General features: G+C 59.0%; 17 protein-coding genes. 5 read left to right on the top strand and 12 right to left on the bottom strand.

All coding sequences use genetic code 11. The annotated features are described in order from the left end of the window. The first annotated feature begins 73 nt into the window (after positions 1-73). A complete protein-coding gene (locus tag ACE3NW_RS01890; protein ID WP_374279793.1) occupies positions 74-1,882 on the top strand; it encodes a diguanylate cyclase in 1,809 nt (602 codons plus the stop codon). Between the two features lie 132 nt (positions 1,883-2,014). Here the strand turns inward: ACE3NW_RS01890 and tyrS are convergent, their stop codons facing one another. The 8 genes from tyrS to hisI form a co-directional block, all read right to left on the bottom strand. After that, entirely contained in the window at positions 2,015-3,211 is a 1,197-nt protein-coding gene (tyrS, locus tag ACE3NW_RS01895; protein WP_374279795.1) for a tyrosine--tRNA ligase, read from the bottom strand. 126 nt (positions 3,212-3,337) lie between these two features. Next, positions 3,338-3,586, bottom strand: a complete 249-nt coding sequence (locus ACE3NW_RS01900; RefSeq protein ID WP_374279797.1) for a hypothetical protein — start codon at positions 3,584-3,586, stop codon at positions 3,338-3,340. A gap of 165 nt (positions 3,587-3,751) precedes the next feature. Beyond that, positions 3,752-4,495 (bottom strand): hypothetical protein, encoded by a 744-nt coding sequence (locus ACE3NW_RS01905; RefSeq protein WP_374279799.1) that lies wholly within the window; start codon positions 4,493-4,495, stop codon positions 3,752-3,754. A gap of 462 nt (positions 4,496-4,957) precedes the next feature. Further along, complete coding sequence (locus tag ACE3NW_RS01910; protein WP_374279801.1) at positions 4,958-5,689, bottom strand: hypothetical protein; 732 nt, start codon at positions 5,687-5,689, stop codon at positions 4,958-4,960. 2 nt (positions 5,690-5,691) lie between these two features. After that, positions 5,692-6,954, bottom strand: a complete 1,263-nt coding sequence (locus tag ACE3NW_RS01915) for a sulfite exporter TauE/SafE family protein (protein ID WP_374279803.1) — start codon at positions 6,952-6,954, stop codon at positions 5,692-5,694. A gap of 383 nt (positions 6,955-7,337) precedes the next feature. Next, a complete protein-coding gene (locus ACE3NW_RS01920; RefSeq protein ID WP_374279805.1) occupies positions 7,338-8,111 on the bottom strand; it encodes a YkgJ family cysteine cluster protein in 774 nt (257 codons plus the stop codon). Positions 8,112-8,291: 180 nt separating this feature from the next. Further along, positions 8,292-9,185 carry an ATP phosphoribosyltransferase gene (gene hisG, locus ACE3NW_RS01925; protein WP_374279807.1) on the bottom strand — a complete coding sequence of 298 codons (894 nt, stop codon included), beginning with the start codon at positions 9,183-9,185 and terminating at the stop codon, positions 8,292-8,294. Between the two features lie 12 nt (positions 9,186-9,197). Continuing rightward, positions 9,198-9,614 (bottom strand): phosphoribosyl-AMP cyclohydrolase, encoded by a 417-nt coding sequence (gene hisI, locus ACE3NW_RS01930; protein WP_374279809.1) that lies wholly within the window; start codon positions 9,612-9,614, stop codon positions 9,198-9,200. Positions 9,615-9,869: 255 nt separating this feature from the next. Between hisI and ACE3NW_RS01935 the strand changes: the two genes are divergently transcribed. Genes ACE3NW_RS01935 through ACE3NW_RS01950 form a run of 4 tightly spaced genes read left to right on the top strand, consistent with a single transcriptional unit; the run spans position 9,870 to position 13,991 of the window. Further along, positions 9,870-11,615, top strand: a complete 1,746-nt coding sequence (locus tag ACE3NW_RS01935) for a DEAD/DEAH box helicase (protein WP_374279811.1) — start codon at positions 9,870-9,872, stop codon at positions 11,613-11,615. A gap of 39 nt (positions 11,616-11,654) precedes the next feature. Next, the gene (locus ACE3NW_RS01940; protein WP_374279813.1) at positions 11,655-12,152 is read left to right on the top strand and encodes a hypothetical protein; all 498 of its coding nucleotides are present in this window, start codon (positions 11,655-11,657) and stop codon (positions 12,150-12,152) included. A gap of 40 nt (positions 12,153-12,192) precedes the next feature. Beyond that, positions 12,193-13,119, top strand: coding sequence for a bifunctional riboflavin kinase/FAD synthetase (locus ACE3NW_RS01945; RefSeq protein WP_374279816.1), 927 nt, complete (start codon positions 12,193-12,195; stop codon positions 13,117-13,119). Positions 13,120-13,145: 26 nt separating this feature from the next. Continuing rightward, positions 13,146-13,991 (top strand): histidinol-phosphatase, encoded by an 846-nt coding sequence (locus ACE3NW_RS01950; RefSeq protein WP_374279818.1) that lies wholly within the window; start codon positions 13,146-13,148, stop codon positions 13,989-13,991. 97 nt (positions 13,992-14,088) lie between these two features. On the opposite strand, the gene ACE3NW_RS01955 is transcribed toward ACE3NW_RS01950, so the two are convergent. The 4 genes from ACE3NW_RS01955 to dxr all read right to left on the bottom strand — a co-directional run bounded on the left by ACE3NW_RS01955 (position 14,089) and on the right by dxr (position 18,132). After that, entirely contained in the window at positions 14,089-14,706 is a 618-nt protein-coding gene (locus ACE3NW_RS01955; RefSeq protein ID WP_374279820.1) for a nitroreductase family protein, read from the bottom strand. Positions 14,707-14,801: 95 nt separating this feature from the next. Further along, positions 14,802-15,656 (bottom strand): tRNA (adenosine(37)-N6)-threonylcarbamoyltransferase complex dimerization subunit type 1 TsaB, encoded by an 855-nt coding sequence (gene tsaB / locus ACE3NW_RS01960; protein ID WP_374279822.1) that lies wholly within the window; start codon positions 15,654-15,656, stop codon positions 14,802-14,804. Beyond that, positions 15,656-16,810, bottom strand: coding sequence for an RIP metalloprotease RseP (gene rseP / locus ACE3NW_RS01965; RefSeq protein ID WP_374279824.1), 1,155 nt, complete (start codon positions 16,808-16,810; stop codon positions 15,656-15,658). The genes tsaB and rseP overlap by 1 nt, the downstream gene beginning before the upstream one ends. Continuing rightward, positions 16,804-18,132: a 1-deoxy-D-xylulose-5-phosphate reductoisomerase gene (gene dxr, locus ACE3NW_RS01970; RefSeq protein ID WP_374279826.1), complete on the bottom strand. Its 1,329-nt coding sequence runs from the start codon at positions 18,130-18,132 to the stop codon at positions 16,804-16,806. The genes rseP and dxr overlap by 7 nt, the downstream gene beginning before the upstream one ends. Positions 18,133-18,280 lie beyond the last annotated feature (148 nt).

An 18,280-nucleotide genomic window follows, 5' to 3' on the forward strand; every position in this document is an offset into this window, starting at 1 on the left:
GGCAGAACTACTTGCCTAGTAAAAAACCAGGTATTAGTATGAACTTCCCCCACATTAACAACCGGGAACAGCCATGAAAATTGCGAGTATATGCAGGATGTTGGCTTCTCGCTCACACTGGGTCATCCACAGTGTATGGCTGGCTTTACTGGCTGTTGTCATCTGCGCCAATGTGGTTTTTGACTATTTTCAGATTCAGGATGCGGATATGCGCTTGCTGGTTTCTGAAAACAGCATTGCGGCCAGTATTGTAAAATCAGAGCTGGCCAGCGTGACAGCCCTGCTCAATGCGGTGGAAGGCCTGGCCGTAACGCCGGAAGGCGGTGGGCGGGTCGACAGGGCTCACGTGGCAGCGCACCTCGCCGCCCTCGCACGCAGCCATCCCCTTGTGGCCGGAATAGTGCTGACAGACAGTACTGGCCTCATTGCTGGCAGCGGATCAGTGCCGGAAACGCCAGCGGGTGGTGTGTTCACCCGTAGCAGTGCGGCGCACGGCCACGCGCCCATTACTGTTACGCTGGCGCTGACCAGCTATTTTTGGCAGCAGCGCCTTGCTGCCTTTAACTCCGCTGATGCGCAGGCAGCCGTGTACACTGCGGCTGGCAGGGGGCTGATGCCCTTTGCCCGCATGACGGAGGAAGAGGAGCAGGCACTTGTTGCGGCCATACGCGGCATGACGACAGACGCAGCATCGTTAAACATTGGCTTTATCCGCATGGGGGCAGAGCCGCTGCGTCTTGTGTTGCGGCAGGTTGCCGCCCCCTTTGTGGTTGATGGCCCGCTGGTTGTGGCCACTGTCATGACCGACACAGAGGTGCTCACCCGCTGGCGCAGTAATATGTTTGTTCAACTGCTGGCATGGCTTGCTGCGGCAATTGTTTCCACCACGGTGCTGCTGGTGGAGGCACGCTCGCGCCGCCAGTTTGAAATGTCTGCGGTAAGGATGCACGAAAGCGTGCAGGAGCGTGACAAATTTATCAGCGTGCTCATGGAACACGCGCCCATCATGGTTTCGTACTGGGATGCGCAGCGCAGATGCCGCTATGCCAACAAGATGTACAGGGCCTGGTTTGGCAAAAGCGAGGCCCAGATTGTGGGCCTTGATGTGCGCACCTTGCTGGGCGACGAGCAGTATGAAAAATGCGAACCGCTCATTGCAGCCACCATGCGCGGTGAGCCCCAGCATTTTGAACAGCCGCGTATCAAGGCCGACGGCACAACGGGCTATGTGCTTTCGCGTTATATTCCGGACTCTGACGGACTAGGGGTGCGGGGATTTTTTGTCATTGCCTCTGACATCACAGAGCTCAAGCACACACAGTTGCAGCTCGAAAAGCGTATTGAGGACCTGTACTCCATGGCAACCACAGATGCCCTCACCGGTCTGGATAATCGGCGGAATCTGCTGGAAAAAGTGCAGCTCGAAATAGACCGTGCCCGGCGTTACGGGCTGGGGGTGGGATTTTTGATGGTGGATATCGACCATTTCAAGAATATCAACGACACCTACGGGCACGATGCCGGTGACAGGGTTTTGCAGCGTGTGGGCACGCTGCTGCGCGAAACCATGCGCGCCCCCGACCATGTGGGCCGACTGGGCGGCGAAGAATTTGGCATTCTGCTGACCAATGTTACGCCCCTGCGCAGCAAGGAGATAGCCGAGCTTCTGCGTGTCAGAACATCCGGCATTGTTGTCGCTTACGGTGAAGCGCAGATCAGCTTTACGGTGAGTATTGGCGTGGCGGATCTGCGGGTTGACGCCGAAAATCCCCTGCTCGACATGATGAAGCGGGCAGACGTAGCCCTGTATAAGGCCAAGAACAGCGGCAGAAACTGCGTGCGGCTGGCAGATGATCTGCCTGAATCCGTGCTGGTCGGCTGAGGGAGAAGCTGCATGGCAACGGCCAAATTTTTCCGTACCGTGAACCCCCTCAAGTAATGAAAAAACCGTCTTTGTCGGCCAGCAGATGTGGCCAGACAAAGACGGTTTTTCAGATTGTATGCTGCGCGCCTATTAACGCACGATAAGCTTCAAAAAGCGCTTTTTGCCCAGTTTGACCACGTATTCGCCAGCGTTCAGCGGGGTAACGGCGTCTTCACAGCGCTCACCGTCAACCGAAAGCGCACCTTCCTTCATGAGGCGTTTGGCTTCGCCACGGCTTTTGACAAGGCCAGCGGCTTCAAGAAACACCGGGGGGGTGCTGTCTTCGCCACAGGTGCAGCTGTGTTCGGGCATGTCGTCCGGCACGCCGCCACCGGCAAAAACGGCGTTGAATCCCTGGCGGGCCTCGTCGGCGTCTTTTTCGCTGTGGTAACGGCTCACCATTTCGTGGGCCAGGTTTTCCTTGGCAGCCTTGGGGTGCAGCTGGCCGTTTTGCACAGAGGTTTTGAGGGCGGCGATGTCCTCAAGGCTTTTGGCAGAAAGCAGCTCGTAGTAGCGCCACATGAGCTCGTCAGAGATGGCCATGACCTTGCCAAAAATCTGCGCGGGGGCTTCGTCAATGCCGATGTAGTTGCCGTAAGATTTTGACATCTTGCGCACGCCATCGGTTCCCTCAAGCAGGGGCAGGGTAAGGATGCACTGGCTTTCTATGCCGTAGTGGGCCTGAAGGGTGCGCCCCACCAGCAGATTGAACTTCTGGTCTGTGCCGCCCATTTCAACGTCGCTCTTGAGGGCCACAGAGTCATAACCCTGACACAGCGGATACAAAAATTCATGGATCGAAATGGGGCGCTGCTCGCGGAAGCGTTTTTCGAAATCATCGCGCTCCATCATGCGGGCAACCGTGTAGCTAGAGGCCAGCTTGATAAAGCCGGTGGCGTCCATCTTGCCCAGCCAGGCAGAGTTGAAGGCTACCTCGGTCTTTTGCGGATCAAGGATCTTGAAGACCTGCTTTTTGTAGGTTTCTGCGTTGGCGAGTACCTGTTCTTCGGTGAGGGGCGGGCGGGTTTCAGACCGGCCGGAGGGATCGCCTATGCGGCCCGTAAAGTCGCCGATAAGAAATATGACTTGGTGCCCCAGCTCCTGAAAATGACGCATCTTGTGCATCACAACCGTGTGCCCAAGGTGCAGATCGGGAGCGGTGGGGTCAAAGCCCACCTTGATACGCAGCGGTGTGCCGCGTTCAAGCTTTTTGCGCAGTTCTTTTTCGTCAATCAGCTCGGCAATGCCGCGCTTGATGGTGGCCATTTGGCGGTCAATATCCGTCATCACCCATACCCCTGTGCTGGCTTCGGTATAAACGCCCGCGCAAAAAATATGCAGCGGCGCAGACGGAAAGTGATACCCCCAAGGCGGCGACAGTGTCAAACTGTGCCGCAATGATCCCGGCCTGCCCTACATGCTCAGCAGCGAGGCCACCCGGCTGGCGCTCAGCCCACCGTGTACGGAAAGCGCGCTCATGGGGTCTTGCGCGATCATGCCCATGGTGTCGTTGAGCACGCCGTCCACCTCGTCGTCTGCCAGCAGATTGGGGGCGCTGAGGCTCACCACATCGTGCGAAAGAGCCGCAGGGGCGGCATTTTCTTCTTTTTCAATAGTGGGAAAGGCAAAGGAATTGGCTGAGTTGATTCCAGAAATGTTCATGGCGGCATCCTTTATGTTGATGACCCGCTGTGGGTCAAATTTTCCGCATTGCGGCATGGATGCCATAAAGCATGCAAAATCAAGGCCACAAACCTTGGGCTCTGATCTCGGTATAGGGGCGGCGGCTGGTGTAGGCAACAGGCTTTGCTGCACATGGGCTGCGTATCAGGCGGATTTTTCCGAATCCTGCACATGGTCGGGATAGTGCAGCAGGCATTGGCGCAGGCGGGGGGAGCCCCCCTTTACGTTGATCCAGTGCAGGCGGGTGCGGCGGGCGTTCCAGTCCAGTTCTTCCTGAAAGCGCAGCCTTACGGCAATCCCCTCGGTATCCACGGTTTTGCCAAAGCCAGCCCGCTTGGCAAGAAAAACGTATGGCGGAACGGTTGCGGGCAGGATGCTTGGGTGGAGAAAAAAAAGATAGGTGGCATCGCCGCCAAAGGAGGGCACGGCCAGTTCTTCGGGCATGCACACGCACGCGCCGCCTTCGGAAATATCGATGATACGCGTATGTGGTGCGGTTTCCTTGCTGTACGCGCCAAGTATGGTACGCAGGTCGTTGCATGTGGCGGGGCGCTCTGGGGCAAGCAGCACGCTCGACATTCTGTTGTAGTCGTCGCACCAGGGAATTCTTTTGCCGTTGCGCAGCTGCCGCACCGTAACGTGCCGCGAAAACCGCAGGCTCAGGTATACCAGCTCGCCGCCGGGGCCCATCACTGTTTCAAGTATGTTGCCCGTGCCGTACACGCCAACCCGCGCAACCACGCCTTCCGCGATCTGGCGTTTAACGCTGAAGTAATACGTGCCGCTGCCCAAATCGGCCTTGGGGTTCAGGGGCTGCATTGCCATATTACGCACAAAAAGCTGTGCTTCCCTGCCGTTTACTTCGCGCAGCAGGCCATCAAGCTTCACACATGCAGGTTCGTCTTGCCATACGAAACTGCATGTCATGTGTATGTTGGCCCCACTGTCCTGAGCGCTCGCGATCAACTCGTGGCAGCTTGAATTCCAGAGGCAGAACGATGCGTCTGAAGACATACTTTGCCTTGTTTGATAGATTGGATATAGAGTCTATAGCTGCCTCAATTCTATGTCAAAAAAGCGTTAGTGTTTTCTATAATGTAACCGTGCGGTGGCGGTAAAATATGCTGTGATTGCAGTGGGCTATGGAGATCATACTGCTTTGCTTGGTCGCTGGTTATCGGCTTGTAGAATGGATTGTTAAAAAAAAGGGCCGCTTCGACGAAGCGGCCCTTTTTAAGATTCAACCAGGTAACACCGGCATACTTCCTGTCCGCAGGGTTGCTGTATTACGAGCCATCCTGTGGACTGCCTGACGCGGGCGTGGAAGGTATGTGCGTCTCCGGCCTGTTCCTAGCCTTCTTTCTTGACCTTGGATTTGGTCATGGCCAGGCCAATACCTTCAAACAGTTCAAAGATGGCAAAGCCATACCACAGGGTATAAAGCACATAGAAAATAAGCATGCCAGCCATCAGCAGCACATGCTCGGACACCTTGGCAGCGGTAACACTGTAAAAGTTGTTACCCGGTTCAACGGCGCGGCGCAGCACATGGTCCACAACCTGCGATTCGGCAATCAGGCGCTGCTTTTGCAGTTCCTTGATGCTGGGCGAAAGCGTGTACCACCATGCAGCGGCCACCTTAAGCGCATTTTCGCCACCGTACTTCTGCGACACCTTGGCGGCATCGTTGTGGTACAGGGCATCGGCATCGTCGGTGGCAGAGGCAAGAATTTTGCCCAGGTCGCCGGTAAAGGTAACCTTGCCGTCTGTGGCCGACACTTCGGTTGCACCAGCCTGCTGCAAAGCCATGGCGGCAACAGGAGCGAGAGCTGCTTTTTTGAGCTTTACGGTAACCGTCACCACTTTGCCGTCAACGCTCTGCACATTTTTGCGAACGCCGGGGATAAAGTATGAGGATCCCTTGGAAAGCTCGTTGAACACGTTATCGGCGTATTCAAGGCCGGTCAGGTGTTTGCCGTTTTCGTCGCGCATGATGGGCATGAGCAGGGCGGCGAACAGAACCAGAAACGAAATGAGCATCAAGCTGCCCCGGAAAAAGGGGGCTTTGGCGTGAATAAGCATAATCAGGCCTCCCCTCTGAGCTTGCCGAGGTTGAAGAAGAACTTGCTGAACACCCAGATGCCGAAGAAGGCAACAACAACCCAGAATACCACGTTGCCCACATCTTCAATAATGCCCACAACGCTGGGCGACCAGTTCAGCACTTCAAGCTCAACAAGCTTCTTGGGCAGGGTGGCGGCGCGGTTGATAAAGCCAGCAATGATCGAAATGGCGTAAAAACCGCGAATGTGGATGCCCTTGACCACCTTGGTGGTCAGCGCGCCAACCTGAATGCCCAGCAGAGAGCCCAGCAGCATGCCGATGGCCAGCGTGTAGAACACGTAACCGTAAATGGCGTACTGGCCGATGGAGGCAAAACCGGCGGTAAAGATGATCTGTAGAATGTCCGTACCAACGGTGGTCATGGAGGACACGCCGAAGATGTACACAAACATGGGGAAGGTGACGAAGCCGCCGCCCACGCCCATGATGGCGGCCAAAAGGCCCACGATAACGCCGCCCGCAGCAACGATCCAGCCGGAAATGCGGCGGCCGCCAGGCACGAGGTCTTCGTCAAAAGAAATCATGGGCGGCACGGCAAGAGCCTGAAGCTTCATGGCCACGCCGGTCATGCCAGCGCTGCCGCCGTGTGCGTCCTGGCTGGCAGCGGCACCGCCGCGCGAGCTCTTCAAAAAGTCAAACAGCGCGTAAAAGCCCAAAAAGCCCAGCAGCACGGCATAGATGGTGCTGATGAACAGTTCGGAAAGCAGGGGGTCGGCATTGTACAGGCCCTTGTTGATGGCGCCGCCAATTACCGTGCCCACGCCGGAACCAACCAAAAAGGCAATGGCCAGCTTGGTGGAGACGTTGCCCAGCTTTTTGTGCACCGTGGTGCCCATGATGGCCTTGGCGAAAATGTGGAACAGGTCAGTGCCCACCGCCAGAATGCCTTTAACACCTGCGGCCATAAGGGCCGGCGTGATGATAAAACCGCCGCCAGCACCGATACACCCGGTGATCAGACCGGCTGCAAGGCCCACTGCAATGGATGCAAGAAAGATTGTGTTGGTGTAGAATGCCGGAGCATAAGCGGTTTTGCCGCCCAGCATTTCATGATACTCATACGCTTCTGCCAGGCAGCCTGCCAGAATCGGCACTGCAAGCGCCAGTAGAATGAGCATCTTCTTCCTGTTTTTGAGAATGGAAGTGGATACTTCCAAATCCCATTTGGCGTAAGCCTGGGAGCTGCTCAGCAGAAATTCATACACCTGTCTGCCAAAACTCATACTCTCCTCCAATACGATTGTTCCGGCCAATGGCCGAGGTCGTGGCCCCAAAACAAACAAACCGTCTAAGGCAATGCCGTGTGTCGCGTCTTACACACAGCTGGGTTCTGTCAGTAGATATGCTTGAAATTTTTGTACTTTTTTAAATTTCTCCAGCTCATAAAATGCTGTACCAAGTCATCCTGACATAATCGTGGGGATTTGTAAAAGAAATTTATCACGAGCGAGGGGGCTCAAAATAAATTTTTCTTAAAATACTGCCGTCATTAGCCAGTTTTTTGCTATGCAAGAATACTCAATGACCCCCGCAGGATATGAAAAAGCGCTCCCGCGCAAGACTGTGGGGGGCGCTTTTTTGCTGAGTTTGTGAAATATTGGGCAGATTATTTTTTTTCCAAACCTGCGCTCTGCCCGAATATCACCAGCTCCATCCAGTCGAGGCCAAAATTGAGGGCCGCTTCATCACCCTTCTGGCTGTCTTCAAGAATGGCGGCCTTGCGTTCTTCCGTAATATTCACGTGCGAGAATATTCGCATGTTTGTGATGAGCTCACGGAATTTGTCAAGCTGGAACAGGCAAAGCACTAGCATGGTTACCAGCTTGGGTTCAAGTGGTTTTCCCGTTGCCCGCACCATGGCCATTAGGCGCATGTAGCGGTCGTTGGAGGTATTGAATGGCAGCAGCTCTTCATTTTCAAGCCACTGGCGCGGCGTGCGCACAGTGCCTTTTTCAAAGCCGAGGCAGTGCGGTTCGCGCACCACAAAAAACCGTTCGGATACACCGTCAGCCGCCATTTTTGTGCCGCGCCCCAGGGGGTAGTAGCGGCAGGCGCCGGGGCGGTCTTCGTACACCGAGCAGCCAGCGGGGGTCACAAAGGGGCAGGGTTCGTCCGGCCCATCGAGCATGCGCAGCATGGGCAGGGGAAAACCCGTATCAGGAAAGGAGCGCAGGGTGGTAAATGTGGCAAGAAATTCCTCGCTGCCCAGCCCCAGGTTGTGGCGCAGGCGCAGCACATCATAGGGAGTAAGGGGCAGGGTGAGCTCGGCGCAGCACCGGTTGAAACAGGGCACATCGGGGTTGCAGTCAAAGCAGAATGTTTCGCCGGGCTTCAGTTCTGGCAGGCTTTCAAGCAGTTCACGGCTGGCGTCAGATGACATGGGAACTCCTGTTTTCATGCCCGTGGCGCGGCGGCGCGGGGCGGGGGGAAGCGGTAATGCCCGCCGCGCGGGCAAAAGACGGCCCGCTTGCGCAGGCCGTCTTGCCGTATGTGATGTGTGCTTTGCGGCAGCAGGCCGCGCGGGTCAGCCCGGTTTGGGCTGCGCGGCTGTGCAAATTGCCTAGATAACCTTGTTCAGGGCGTATTCAATAATGCCCTCGGCACCAGCCACGCGCAGGCGGGGGATGAGGTCGCGCACCACGTTGATCTGCACCACAGATTCCACAGAAAGCCAGCGGCCATCGCGCAGGGGCGAAACCGTGGGCGAATTGAGCGAGGGCAGCATTTCAAGAATGGCGGGCAGATTGTCTGCCGGGGCGTTCATTTTGAGAGCCACGAGGTTTTCGGCCTTCAGCGCGCCTTGCAGGAGCAGGTCGAGCTGCTCGATTTTGGCGCGCTTGGCGGGGTCTTCCCACGCCTTTTTGTTGGCGATCAGCACGGGGTACGAAACCATGACCTCATCAATGATGCGCAGGCCGTGGGCGCGTATGGTCGTGCCCGTTTCGGTCACTTCCACAATGCCGTCGGCCAGGCCTTCGACCACCTTGGCCTCGGTTGCCCCCCACGAATAAAAAACGTCCACGTCCACGCCCTTTTTGTCAAAGTAGCGCTGCGTCAGGCCCTGAAGCTCTGTGGCAATGCGCTTGCCAGCAAGGTCGGCGGCTGTCTGGTAGGGCGAATCGCCCGCCACGGCAAGCACCCAGCGGCAGGGGCGGTTGGATGTTTTGGAGTACACAAGATCAGAAATCTGCACCACTTTGTCTTCGTGGTTGCGTTCGGTCAGCCAGTCGAGCCCGGTAATGCCCACGTCCAGCACGCCCGCTTCGATATATTCGCCAATTTCCTGCACGCGGCAGAGCGATGCGGAAATCTGGGGGTCGTTGATGTCGGGAAAATAGTTGCGCGTATGCTTGCGGATTTTCCAGCCCGCGCGCTCAAAAAGGTTGATGGTGGCGTCTTCAAGCGAGCCCTTGGGCACGCCAAGCTTGATAATGGGCATGGTATCCGCGCTCATGAGAATTTCCTTCTATCGACCGTAAACTTTTTTGGGGTCAAAAACCTGCGGGGAGCATTCCCGCACCGAGCCTTGCTTCAGTTCCCTGTAAAAGCAGGAGCGTTTGCCCGTATGACAGGCCGCGCCGCCAATCTGCTCAATGAGCAGCAGTAGGGTATCATTGTCACAATCAAGCCGCACAGAGCGTACTTTTTGTACATTGCCCGATGTGCCGCCCTTGTGCCACAGCTCTTTGCGGCTGCGGCTCCAGTAATGGGCCTCGCCTGTCTCAAGGGTTTTGCGCCAGGCTTCTTCATTCATATAGGCCAGCATAAGCACTTCGCCGCTGTCGCAATCCTGTGCGATGGCGGGCAAAAGCCCCTTGCTGAAGTCGGGCTGAAAGCCGGGGGCGCCTTCCTGGGCCTCGCCGCCAGTATGGGAAGAGGGCATGGAGCCTCCTTTGTTGTGTCGGTGGCGCGGCATGCTGCGCGTTACACCAGGGCAAAAAAATACGGGTTGGTCTGGCGCGGATTGTTCCGCGCAAACAGTTAAATCTACCTGTAAGCGCCGCAGGACGCAAGCATGGCGTTAAACAGGCACGCAGGGTGTGCTTTGCATGCCAAACTTGCGAATCAGCGGCGGGTGTGGCATGCTGGCACGTTAGCAAAACACTTAGTTATGGCGGGTGAACCGCCGGGAAAATACATGGCAGAACACGATTTTTCTGTGAATGAACATGCGGATGCTGTAACCGATGCCGCGCTGCAAGGCATAGCCGTCAGCGAACCCGAAGATTCCCTGCCCAGGGTCACTCTTGAAGAACTGCCCCAGGCCGTGGGGGATGCCTGCCGCCGGGCTGGCTGGCAAAGCCTTATGCCCGTGCAGTCGCTGGCCTTGCCCTATCTGCTTGCCGGGCGCGACATTATGGTGCAATCACGCACCGGCAGCGGCAAAACCGGCTGCTACCTTTTGCCCATGCTTCCCCATATTTCAGCCGAGCTCAAGGCCCCGCAGGCCCTGGTGCTTGCCCCCACGCGCGAGCTCGCCGTTCAGGTTGAGCGCGAGGCAGCGATAATTTTTGCAGAAACCGGCATCCGCACTGTCGCCGTGTACGGCGGCGTGGGCTACAAAAAACAGATGGATGCCCTGCGCGACGGTGCGCAGGTTATTGTGGGTACGCCTGGCCGTGTGCTCGACCACCTGCTGCGCCGCACCATGGAGCTGCGCGATCTTCGCGTGCTGGTTTTTGACGAGGCCGACCGCATGCTCTCTATCGGTTTTTATCCCGATATGAAGGAAATTCAGCGTTATCTGCCGCAAAAGAGCATCCACACCTGTTTGTTTTCTGCCACGTATCCGCCGCATGTGCTCAGGCTGGCGCGCGAATTTATGGCAGAACCGGCCATGCTTTCGCTTTCGCAAAAAGAAGTGCATGTGGCAGAAGTGCAGCACCTCTTTTGCGAGGTGAAGCCCATGGACAAAGACCGTGCCCTTGTGCGTCTGCTGGAAACTGAAAATCCCGCTTCGGCCATAATTTTTTGCAATACAAAGTCGAACGTACACTATGTTACGGGCGTGTTGCAGGGGTTTGGCTACAGCGCAGACGAGCTTTCGGCGGATCTTTCGCAGTCGCGGCGCGAGGCCGTGCTTGAAAAAATACGCCAGGGCAAGCTACAGTACCTTGTGGCCACCGATGTGGCGGCGCGCGGTATTGATATTCCGCAGCTCTCGCACGTATTTCTTTACGAGCCGCCAGAAGACCACGAAAGCTACATCCACCGTGCCGGACGCACGGGCCGCGCTGGCGCTGCCGGTACGGTCATTTCGCTGGTGGATGTCATGCAGCGCATGGAGCTTGACCGCATAGCCAAGCACTACAAGATTGGCATCATGTGCCTGCCCCTGCCCACTGATGAAGATGTGGCGAAAGTGGCGGGAACCCGGCTTACGGCCATTCTTGAAGGGCGGTTTCGCAAGCTTACGGGGCTTGAGCGTATGCGGGTTGGGCGTTACGCTCAGCTGGCGCGGGATCTTGTGTCGCAAAACGATGAGGAAGACAATCTGCTTCTGGCCATGCTGCTGGACGCCTGCCACCAGGAAAGCCTGCGCGAAACGCGCTTTCCCGATGGGCAGCCCCGTGCGCTTGCTGGCCAGCACGATCAGGCCCGGCAGGGGCGTTCGCGCTCCGGGCGCGGCAAGCCATCGGGCGGGCGCGGTCATGATGCCGCCGCTGGTCAGGCTTCCGCGCAGGGCGAGGCCCGCGCGCGTAACGGCGCAGGCGGGCAGGGCGAAGCCGCAGACAATGCCGCTTCGGGCGAGGGCCAGCCTTCGCGGTCGGGCAAGCGCCGCCGCCGGTCATCGCGCAGCCGGGGCGCACAGGCAACAGAGGGTGCTGCAGGGCAATCTGCCGGTGGGCAGGGTCAGGGTTCGTCCCACGAGGGCGAAAACTAGGCATTTGGGTTTTACGAGTAACCATACAGTGTGACAGCCATGCAGAACAGTGAAGACAGCACCGCACAGGAGGCATTGCACGACAATGCCCCGCACGAAGCCGCACGGGCGGCTTTGGAGAATTTCAAGGCACTGCTGGCAGATGCCGATTTTACACTTGAGCTAGAACTGCTGGGTGTCAGACGCTTGCAGTTTATGCGCCGCCGTCAGATGCAGGCCGAGCTGACAGGGCTTTACATAGCCCTGTGGCGGCTTGCGCTGGCCCGGTCTTTTCCCGTGGATGCCACGTGCATGTTTGAGCTTTTTTTGCAGGAATACGCGCAGGCCCACAGGGACAAGCGCAGCGCCCATCTGCTGAACCGTGCCAGGGAATACTGGGCCATGATCGAGCCTCGCGGCGATACCGACTTTAGTGAAATTGCCCGGCATCTGAGCTCTTTTTCCACCCAGGACCCCAATCAGGCCAAAAGCATCAACCTCAAGCTGGTGCTGCATATCCGCAGGATTTACAAACTCGTTTTCGACCGGCTTATCTAGGGCCGGGCGTGCGTTATCTGTTCGGGAACCTACATATCCAATGAAAATAGTCCACGCAGTAGACGCGCTGGGATCCCTTGCCGGGTCAGCCGTCACCATTGGCAATTTTGACGGCGTTCACCTTGGTCATCAGGCGCTTATCCGGCGCACGCTGGAGGTGGCCGCGCAGGAAGGGCTGACCCCGGTGGTCATGACCTTCTGGCCGCATCCGCGCCAGGTGCTTTTCCCAGAGCGCGGGCACATGCCCCTGACCACCCGCGAAGACAGGCTGGCCCTGCTTGAATCGCTGGGCGTTGCCTGCGTGCTAGAGCTGCCCTTTACACGCGAGCTGGCCGCCCTTGAGGCCGGAACCTTTGTGCAGACCATTCTTGCGCCCATGCATCTGCGCCGTCTGGTTGTGGGCTACGATTTTACGCTGGGCCGTAACCGTGGCGGGCAGGTTTCTGTATTGCGCGAGCTGGGCGCGCTCACTGGCTTTACCGTAGAGCAGCTTGAACCTGTGCTTGTGAGCGGCACGGTTGTCAGCTCCACCTCGTTGCGCGGGCTCATCGGCCAGGGTGATGTGGCGCGGGCCGCCACACTGCTGGGCCGATTCCACGGATTCACCGGCGAGGTGGTACACGGCGACGGGCGCGGGGCTGGCCTGGGTTTTCCCACTGCCAACCAGCGCAAGCCAGAGGTGGTGCTGCCCGTTGAGGGCGTGTACGCCACCCGCGCCTCGTTTGATGGCCATACCTGGCCTGCGGTTACCTGTGTGGGGCGCAAACCCACCTTTGGTGACAACGAGCTTGGCGTTGAAACCTTTTTGCTTGAAGACGGAAAAAATCTCTACGGGCAGATGATGCGCCTGGAATTTGTGGCCCGTGTGCGCGGCGAAGAGCGCTTTGCCTCGGTGGATGCCCTCAAGCAACGCATTGCCCAGGACGTAAAAGACGCGCGTGCTCTGCTGGCCCAGGCAGCTTTTTAGTCCGGCCTGTAGCGGCAGGAAACACCATGATCTGTGCCGATATCCATAACCACACCCTTGCCTCGCACGGCCTTGCCACTGTGGGTGAAATGTTTGCCGCCGCGCAGGCGCGCAAGCTGGCGTGGTACGGATTTTCAGAGCATTCGCCCCTGCCTCCCGGCTACTCCTGCCCTTTGTACAAGGGCGACCTTGCCGTTACCTTTCCTGCCTATGCTGCCGAGGTCATGGCACTCAGGGAGCAGACCGCCGGGCACGCCGGGGGCGGGCAATCGGGTGCTCCACGGGTGCTTCTGGGCATGGAGCTGGACTGGCTGCCCGTGAACATGCCCTGGATGCGCGATGCCGTGAGCAGATATCCCTTTGACTACATTATCGGCGGCCTGCACTTTGTGGGCGATGTGCCGGTGGGTTCGCCGCGCAGTTGGGGGCCAGAAGTTGAGCGCCCGCAGCGGTTTGCCCGCTATGATGCCTATTATGAAGCCATGCGGGAGCTGGCCGCCAGCGGCATGGTTGATGTGGTGGCCCATCCGGATTTTATCAAGGTGTGTTGCTACGAGGATTTTCAGGCCTGGCTGGCCCTGCCGGGCAGTACAGACCGTGTGGCAGCGGCGCTCGAAGCCATGCGCGCCACCGATACGGCCATGGAAGTTTCTTCTGCCGGGTTGCGCAAGCCTTTTCACGAGCCGTATCCCGGCCCGGCCATCATGCGGCTGGCCGCAGGCCTTGGGCTGACCATCAGTTTTGGTTCCGACGCGCACAATATTCAGGATACCGGCTCGCATTTTGACACACTGGCAGAGTACGCCGCCTCCTACGGATTTGCGCGCAGCCGTATCTTTATTGGCCGCCAGCCTCTGGAGCTCGATTTTTAGCCGGGGCATGCCCCGCGCCGCAGCAGAATGCGCAAAAAAAGCCCCCGTTCGTGCCAAGATGGTACAAACGGGGGCTTTGTGCGTGTTGTTCAGGGGGTTACTTGAGCAGCCCAACAGTCTGGATGATAAAGATTTTCCAGCCATCGGGCAGGGGAAGTTTGCCGTCGAGCGCGTGCAGGCCGGAAACATGCACAAAGTTGCCCAGCCCGGATGATGCGCAGTAGAGCCCGGCATTCTGGTACAGCGAACCCACATGGGCTCCGCCCCATTCGTTGGCCTGCGGAATGGCGTAGAGCAGGGTGAGCGAGCCGCCGCCCATCTGGGCCCGCCAGTCGCCTTCCAGCACCCGGATCAGGGCATTGCCCGTATCGTACAGCCACACGCCGTTTTCAAGGGCCACATAGAGGCGCACGTCCTGCCTGTTCATGGCTGTGGGGGCTGTTCTGCGGCCATCCGGGCGGTTCACGCCCCAGGTGGCCCACAAAAGATCACTGAGCTGCTGTGGCGAAAGGGCCGCGCCGCTGTAGTTCATCTTGCTGGAGTGTCGCTCGTTCAGGGCTTGCATCAGCGGCATGCCGCCGCTTTTTGCGGGGGTGGGCAGTTCCATGCGCACGGCTTTATCCGCAGCGTGGGTTACAGAGGGGCTGGCTGGCACAAGTGCCAGCGCTGCCAGTGATAACAACATGGAAAGCGAATGACGGATTGTACGGATCATGGGGTTCTCCGCTGGTGTTTATCATCAGGAAACAATGGCTGCGGGACGACGTCTATCACGGTGAGGGGGCGTGCGCAGCAGCATTGTGGAAAGAATCAAATTTCGCTCTGCGGGGTGCGTTCCAGCATGGAATCGAGGGCCGCCAGGGCAAAATCGCCGGTCATGCCCATGCGGGGGGCCAGCTGGGGCAGATTTTCCACGGCGTCGCAGGGCCGCACGTACAGGGGATCGATGTCGGCATCGAAATAGTCGCCGTGGCGGGCCAGCAGGCACAGCGAAGCCGAGTCGGGGCAGACCAGCCGTGGCAGAGCCAGAATGTCTGTCTGCTCCGGGGCCACAACCATGCGCATACCCGCCAGATCAGCAAAAACCTCGGCATTGCGGGCAAGGCCGCTGCCGCAAACGTGGGCGTAACGGTGGGGGGCCGTACCTTCCGGCAGGGGGTTGTGCCGGGCCGCTTCCAAACGGCGCAGGGCCTCCTGCGGAGAGCACAGGTCAACCGGCTCGGCTGGTTGGGCCGGAATTTGCGGCCCGTAGGACATAAATGGCTGGCAATGCACTAGGTTGCGTCGGGCATGGGTAAGCACCCACACCGGCGTGCCGTAAAAAAGGTTGCGCTGGAGCACCGCGCTGGTAGCCAGGGCCTGCATGTAGTCCAGCCCCGCAAGGCGGGCCTGACCCACGCGGCGCAGGGCGGCGGCGGTGGTGAGCACCAGCCGTATGCCGGTAAACGAGCCTGGCCCGCGCACGCAGGCAATGCGCCTAAACGCGGTAGGCGCAATGCCAAGTGTGCTGCAAATCTCGGCCAGGGCCGGAGCCAGAATTTCCGTTGCCCGGTCGGCCTTGTGCCATTCCTGCACGCAGAGCAGCCGTTCGTCTTCGGTCACAACGATCTGCAAAGCGCCCTCGGCGGCGTTAAGAACCAGCTCTAGCCCCGTGCCAGCCTGCATTATGAGCCGCTCCCGAACCAGCCGGAATTTTTGATGATACGCCACAGGTCATTGTAGGTTGCCAGCAGCATGAGGGCCACCAGCAGGGCAATGCCCACACGCATGGCATATTCCTGAAAACGCGGGTTGGGCGGACGGCGGAAGACGATTTCCCACAGGCAAAACACAATCTGCCCGCCGTCGAGCACGGGTATGGGCAAAAGGTTAAGAATGCCAAGGTTGATGCTGATAAGCGCCGCCAGAGCCAGCAGACCGGCAAGACCCTCGTGGGCCTGCTTGCCCACCATCTGCATGATCATGATGGGCCCGCCCACCTGATCCAGCGGAACCACGCGTTCGGCAAGTTTTACAAAGCTTTGCCAGGTCAGCGAAACCATGTCTGCCGTCTGCCCCGCACCGGCAACGGCTGCGCCAGCGAAGCTGTGGCGCTCAAGGCGCACCGCGCCTGAATTGCGAATGCCGATGAGCCATGCGCTTTCTTCTTCGCCAAAAATGGTTTTGCGGGTTGAACGTTCGGGCGTGAGTTCCACGCTGATGGTCATGCCCTGTTCTGCCTGAGCGGCTTCGTCTGCCTGCGTTTCCTTATCTGCCTGCGGGGCCATGTCCGGGCGCGAAAGGGTGACATCAAGCGTTTTGCCGTTGCTCTGGGCAATGGTGTCGGCCATGGCCTGCCAGTTGGCAACCGCCACACCGTTGATGCTCACAATGGTATCGCCGGGCTGGATGCCCGCCTTGTCTGCCGGGCCGTTCTGCACCACGCCGCCCACCTGGGGCAGCAGTATGGGCGTGCCCCAGCCGAGGGCCAGTGCCCAGCACAGCAGCCAGGCCAGAATAATGTTTGCCACCGGGCCGGCAGCCACCACAAGCAGGCGCTGCCAGGCTGGGCGCAGGGCAAAACTCTCTTTTTCGGTAAAGCCATCCGGGATGTCCTTGGGATCGCTTTCGCCCACCAGGGCCACATAGCCGCCCAGCGGAACCAGCGAGAGGGCGTATTCTGTTTTGCCCTTGCGGTATTTGAGAATCTTGGGGCCAAAGCCCAGTGAAAAGGTGGAAACACCCATGCCCAGCCAGCGGGCTACGGAAAAATGCCCCAGTTCGTGGAAAAAAATCAGGCCGCCCAGAACGACCACTACGGCAATTACTGTTGTCAGCACAGGGAACCTCCGTCGCGGGCCAGTGTGTAGACCAGCTCGCGGCTCTGGCGGTCAAGGCATTGCATGCGATCCGCCAATGTATGCGCCTCCCGTTGCAGGGCGGCGTCCGTATCATCGGACAGGGCCGCGCCTTCGAGGGGCGTGCAAAAGGGCTGATTGCCGGGATTGGAAGCGCCGTGCGCCTCCAGTGCGGCTTCAATCAGCCGGGGAATGTCCATGAAGGCGCAGCGCCCTGTAAGAAACAGGTCCACCGCAGCCTCGTTGGCGGCGTTGAGTACAACACAACGGCCACCACGATTTTCAAGCACCTGCTTGGCAAGCCCAAGACAGGGAAAGGCCGATTCGTCTGGTTCGTGGAAGGTGAGGGGTTTGGCCGTAAGGTCGAGCGCGGGCACATTGACCGGCACGCAACGGGGCCAGAGCAGGCAGGCGGCAATGGCCATGCGCATGTCGGGCGTGCCCAGTTGCGCAAGCTGGCTGCCATCGTGGAACTCCACCAGCGAATGCACCACCGACTGCGGATGCACCAGTACCTTGATGCGCTCCACGGGCAGCCCGTAGAGGTGGAAAGCCTCAATGACCTCAAGCCCCTTGTTCATGAGCGTGGCCGAGTCGATGGTGATCTTGGCACCCATGCTCCAGTTGGGGTGATTGAGGGCCTGCTCGATGGTCACCCCGCTCAGGGCTTCGCGGCTCCAGCCACGGAAGGGCCCGCCCGAAGCCGTGAGAATGAGCCGCTCCACTTCCTGCCCGCGCCCCGCAAGGCACTGAAAAATGGCATTGTGCTCGGAATCAACGGGCAGCACCACGGCCCCCGTGCGGGCGCACACGCGGCGCACAAGGTCGCCCGCCAGCACCAGTGATTCCTTGTTGGCAAGGCAGATAACCTTGCCAGCCAGTGCCGCCGCAAGGGTTCCAGCCAGGCCCGCCGCGCCCACCTGGGCAGAGAGCACTGTGGATGCTTCCGGCAGTGATGCCAGCTCCGCATAGCCGTTGCTTCCCACAAGGATGCGCGGCCTGTAGTCTGCGGGCAGCAGGGGGCGCAGTTTTGCGGCAAATTCGTCGTCCAGCACGGCCAGATGCGGGGGCCGCCATTCAAGGGCCTGCTCGGCAAGGCGCTGCACATTGCGCGCGCAGGCAAGGCCCATGATGCGAAATGCCTGCGGGTGCGCCGCAGCCACGGCCAGGGTACTGCGGCCTATGGAGCCGGTGGAACCCAGCAGCACCACGCTGCGTGGCCAGGTTTGCTGCCAGCTTTCGCTGGGTGCGCCAGAAATGTAATTGATGGAAGGGCCGCCCAGACCGGGCCAAAGTTGCGCCATGGTGCGATTATCCTTTTATGGGCGCGCGTAGATGTTCGCGGCGCGTGTGCGCATAAGATAGGTACTGCGGCTAAAAATTCAAGCGCCCCGGCGGGGCTTTGGCTGATGCAGTTTGCGCGCGGTTGCGTGCGTCAGTTGGGCAGAGGGG

It is taken from the genome of Desulfovibrio sp. (assembly GCF_041907885.1).
In the GTDB taxonomy this organism is placed as follows: Bacteria; Desulfobacterota; Desulfovibrionia; order Desulfovibrionales; family Desulfovibrionaceae; genus Desulfovibrio.

Bases quoted from the DNA above. Each gene is read 5' to 3' on its own strand.
- dxr (WP_374279826.1), bottom strand. From the start codon at position 18,132: ATGGCGCAACTTTGGCCCGGTCTGGGCGGCCCTTCCATCAATTACATT.
- hisI (WP_374279809.1), bottom strand. From the start codon at position 9,614: ATGCCCTCTTCCCATACTGGCGGCGAGGCCCAGGAAGGCGCCCCCGGC.
- ACE3NW_RS01950 (WP_374279818.1), top strand. From the start codon at position 13,146: ATGATCTGTGCCGATATCCATAACCACACCCTTGCCTCGCACGGCCTT.
- tsaB (WP_374279822.1), bottom strand. From the start codon at position 15,656: ATGCAGGCTGGCACGGGGCTAGAGCTGGTTCTTAACGCCGCCGAGGGC.
- ACE3NW_RS01910 (WP_374279801.1), bottom strand. From the start codon at position 5,689: ATGCTTATTCACGCCAAAGCCCCCTTTTTCCGGGGCAGCTTGATGCTC.
- tyrS (WP_374279795.1), bottom strand. From the start codon at position 3,211: ATGACGGATATTGACCGCCAAATGGCCACCATCAAGCGCGGCATTGCC.
- ACE3NW_RS01915 (WP_374279803.1), bottom strand. From the start codon at position 6,954: ATGAGTTTTGGCAGACAGGTGTATGAATTTCTGCTGAGCAGCTCCCAG.
- ACE3NW_RS01890 (WP_374279793.1), top strand. From the start codon at position 74: ATGAAAATTGCGAGTATATGCAGGATGTTGGCTTCTCGCTCACACTGG.
- ACE3NW_RS01900 (WP_374279797.1), bottom strand. From the start codon at position 3,586: ATGAACATTTCTGGAATCAACTCAGCCAATTCCTTTGCCTTTCCCACT.
- ACE3NW_RS01945 (WP_374279816.1), top strand. From the start codon at position 12,193: ATGAAAATAGTCCACGCAGTAGACGCGCTGGGATCCCTTGCCGGGTCA.
- hisG (WP_374279807.1), bottom strand. From the start codon at position 9,185: ATGAGCGCGGATACCATGCCCATTATCAAGCTTGGCGTGCCCAAGGGC.
- ACE3NW_RS01940 (WP_374279813.1), top strand. From the start codon at position 11,655: ATGCAGAACAGTGAAGACAGCACCGCACAGGAGGCATTGCACGACAAT.
- ACE3NW_RS01920 (WP_374279805.1), bottom strand. From the start codon at position 8,111: ATGTCATCTGACGCCAGCCGTGAACTGCTTGAAAGCCTGCCAGAACTG.
- ACE3NW_RS01935 (WP_374279811.1), top strand. From the start codon at position 9,870: ATGGCAGAACACGATTTTTCTGTGAATGAACATGCGGATGCTGTAACC.
- ACE3NW_RS01955 (WP_374279820.1), bottom strand. From the start codon at position 14,706: ATGATCCGTACAATCCGTCATTCGCTTTCCATGTTGTTATCACTGGCA.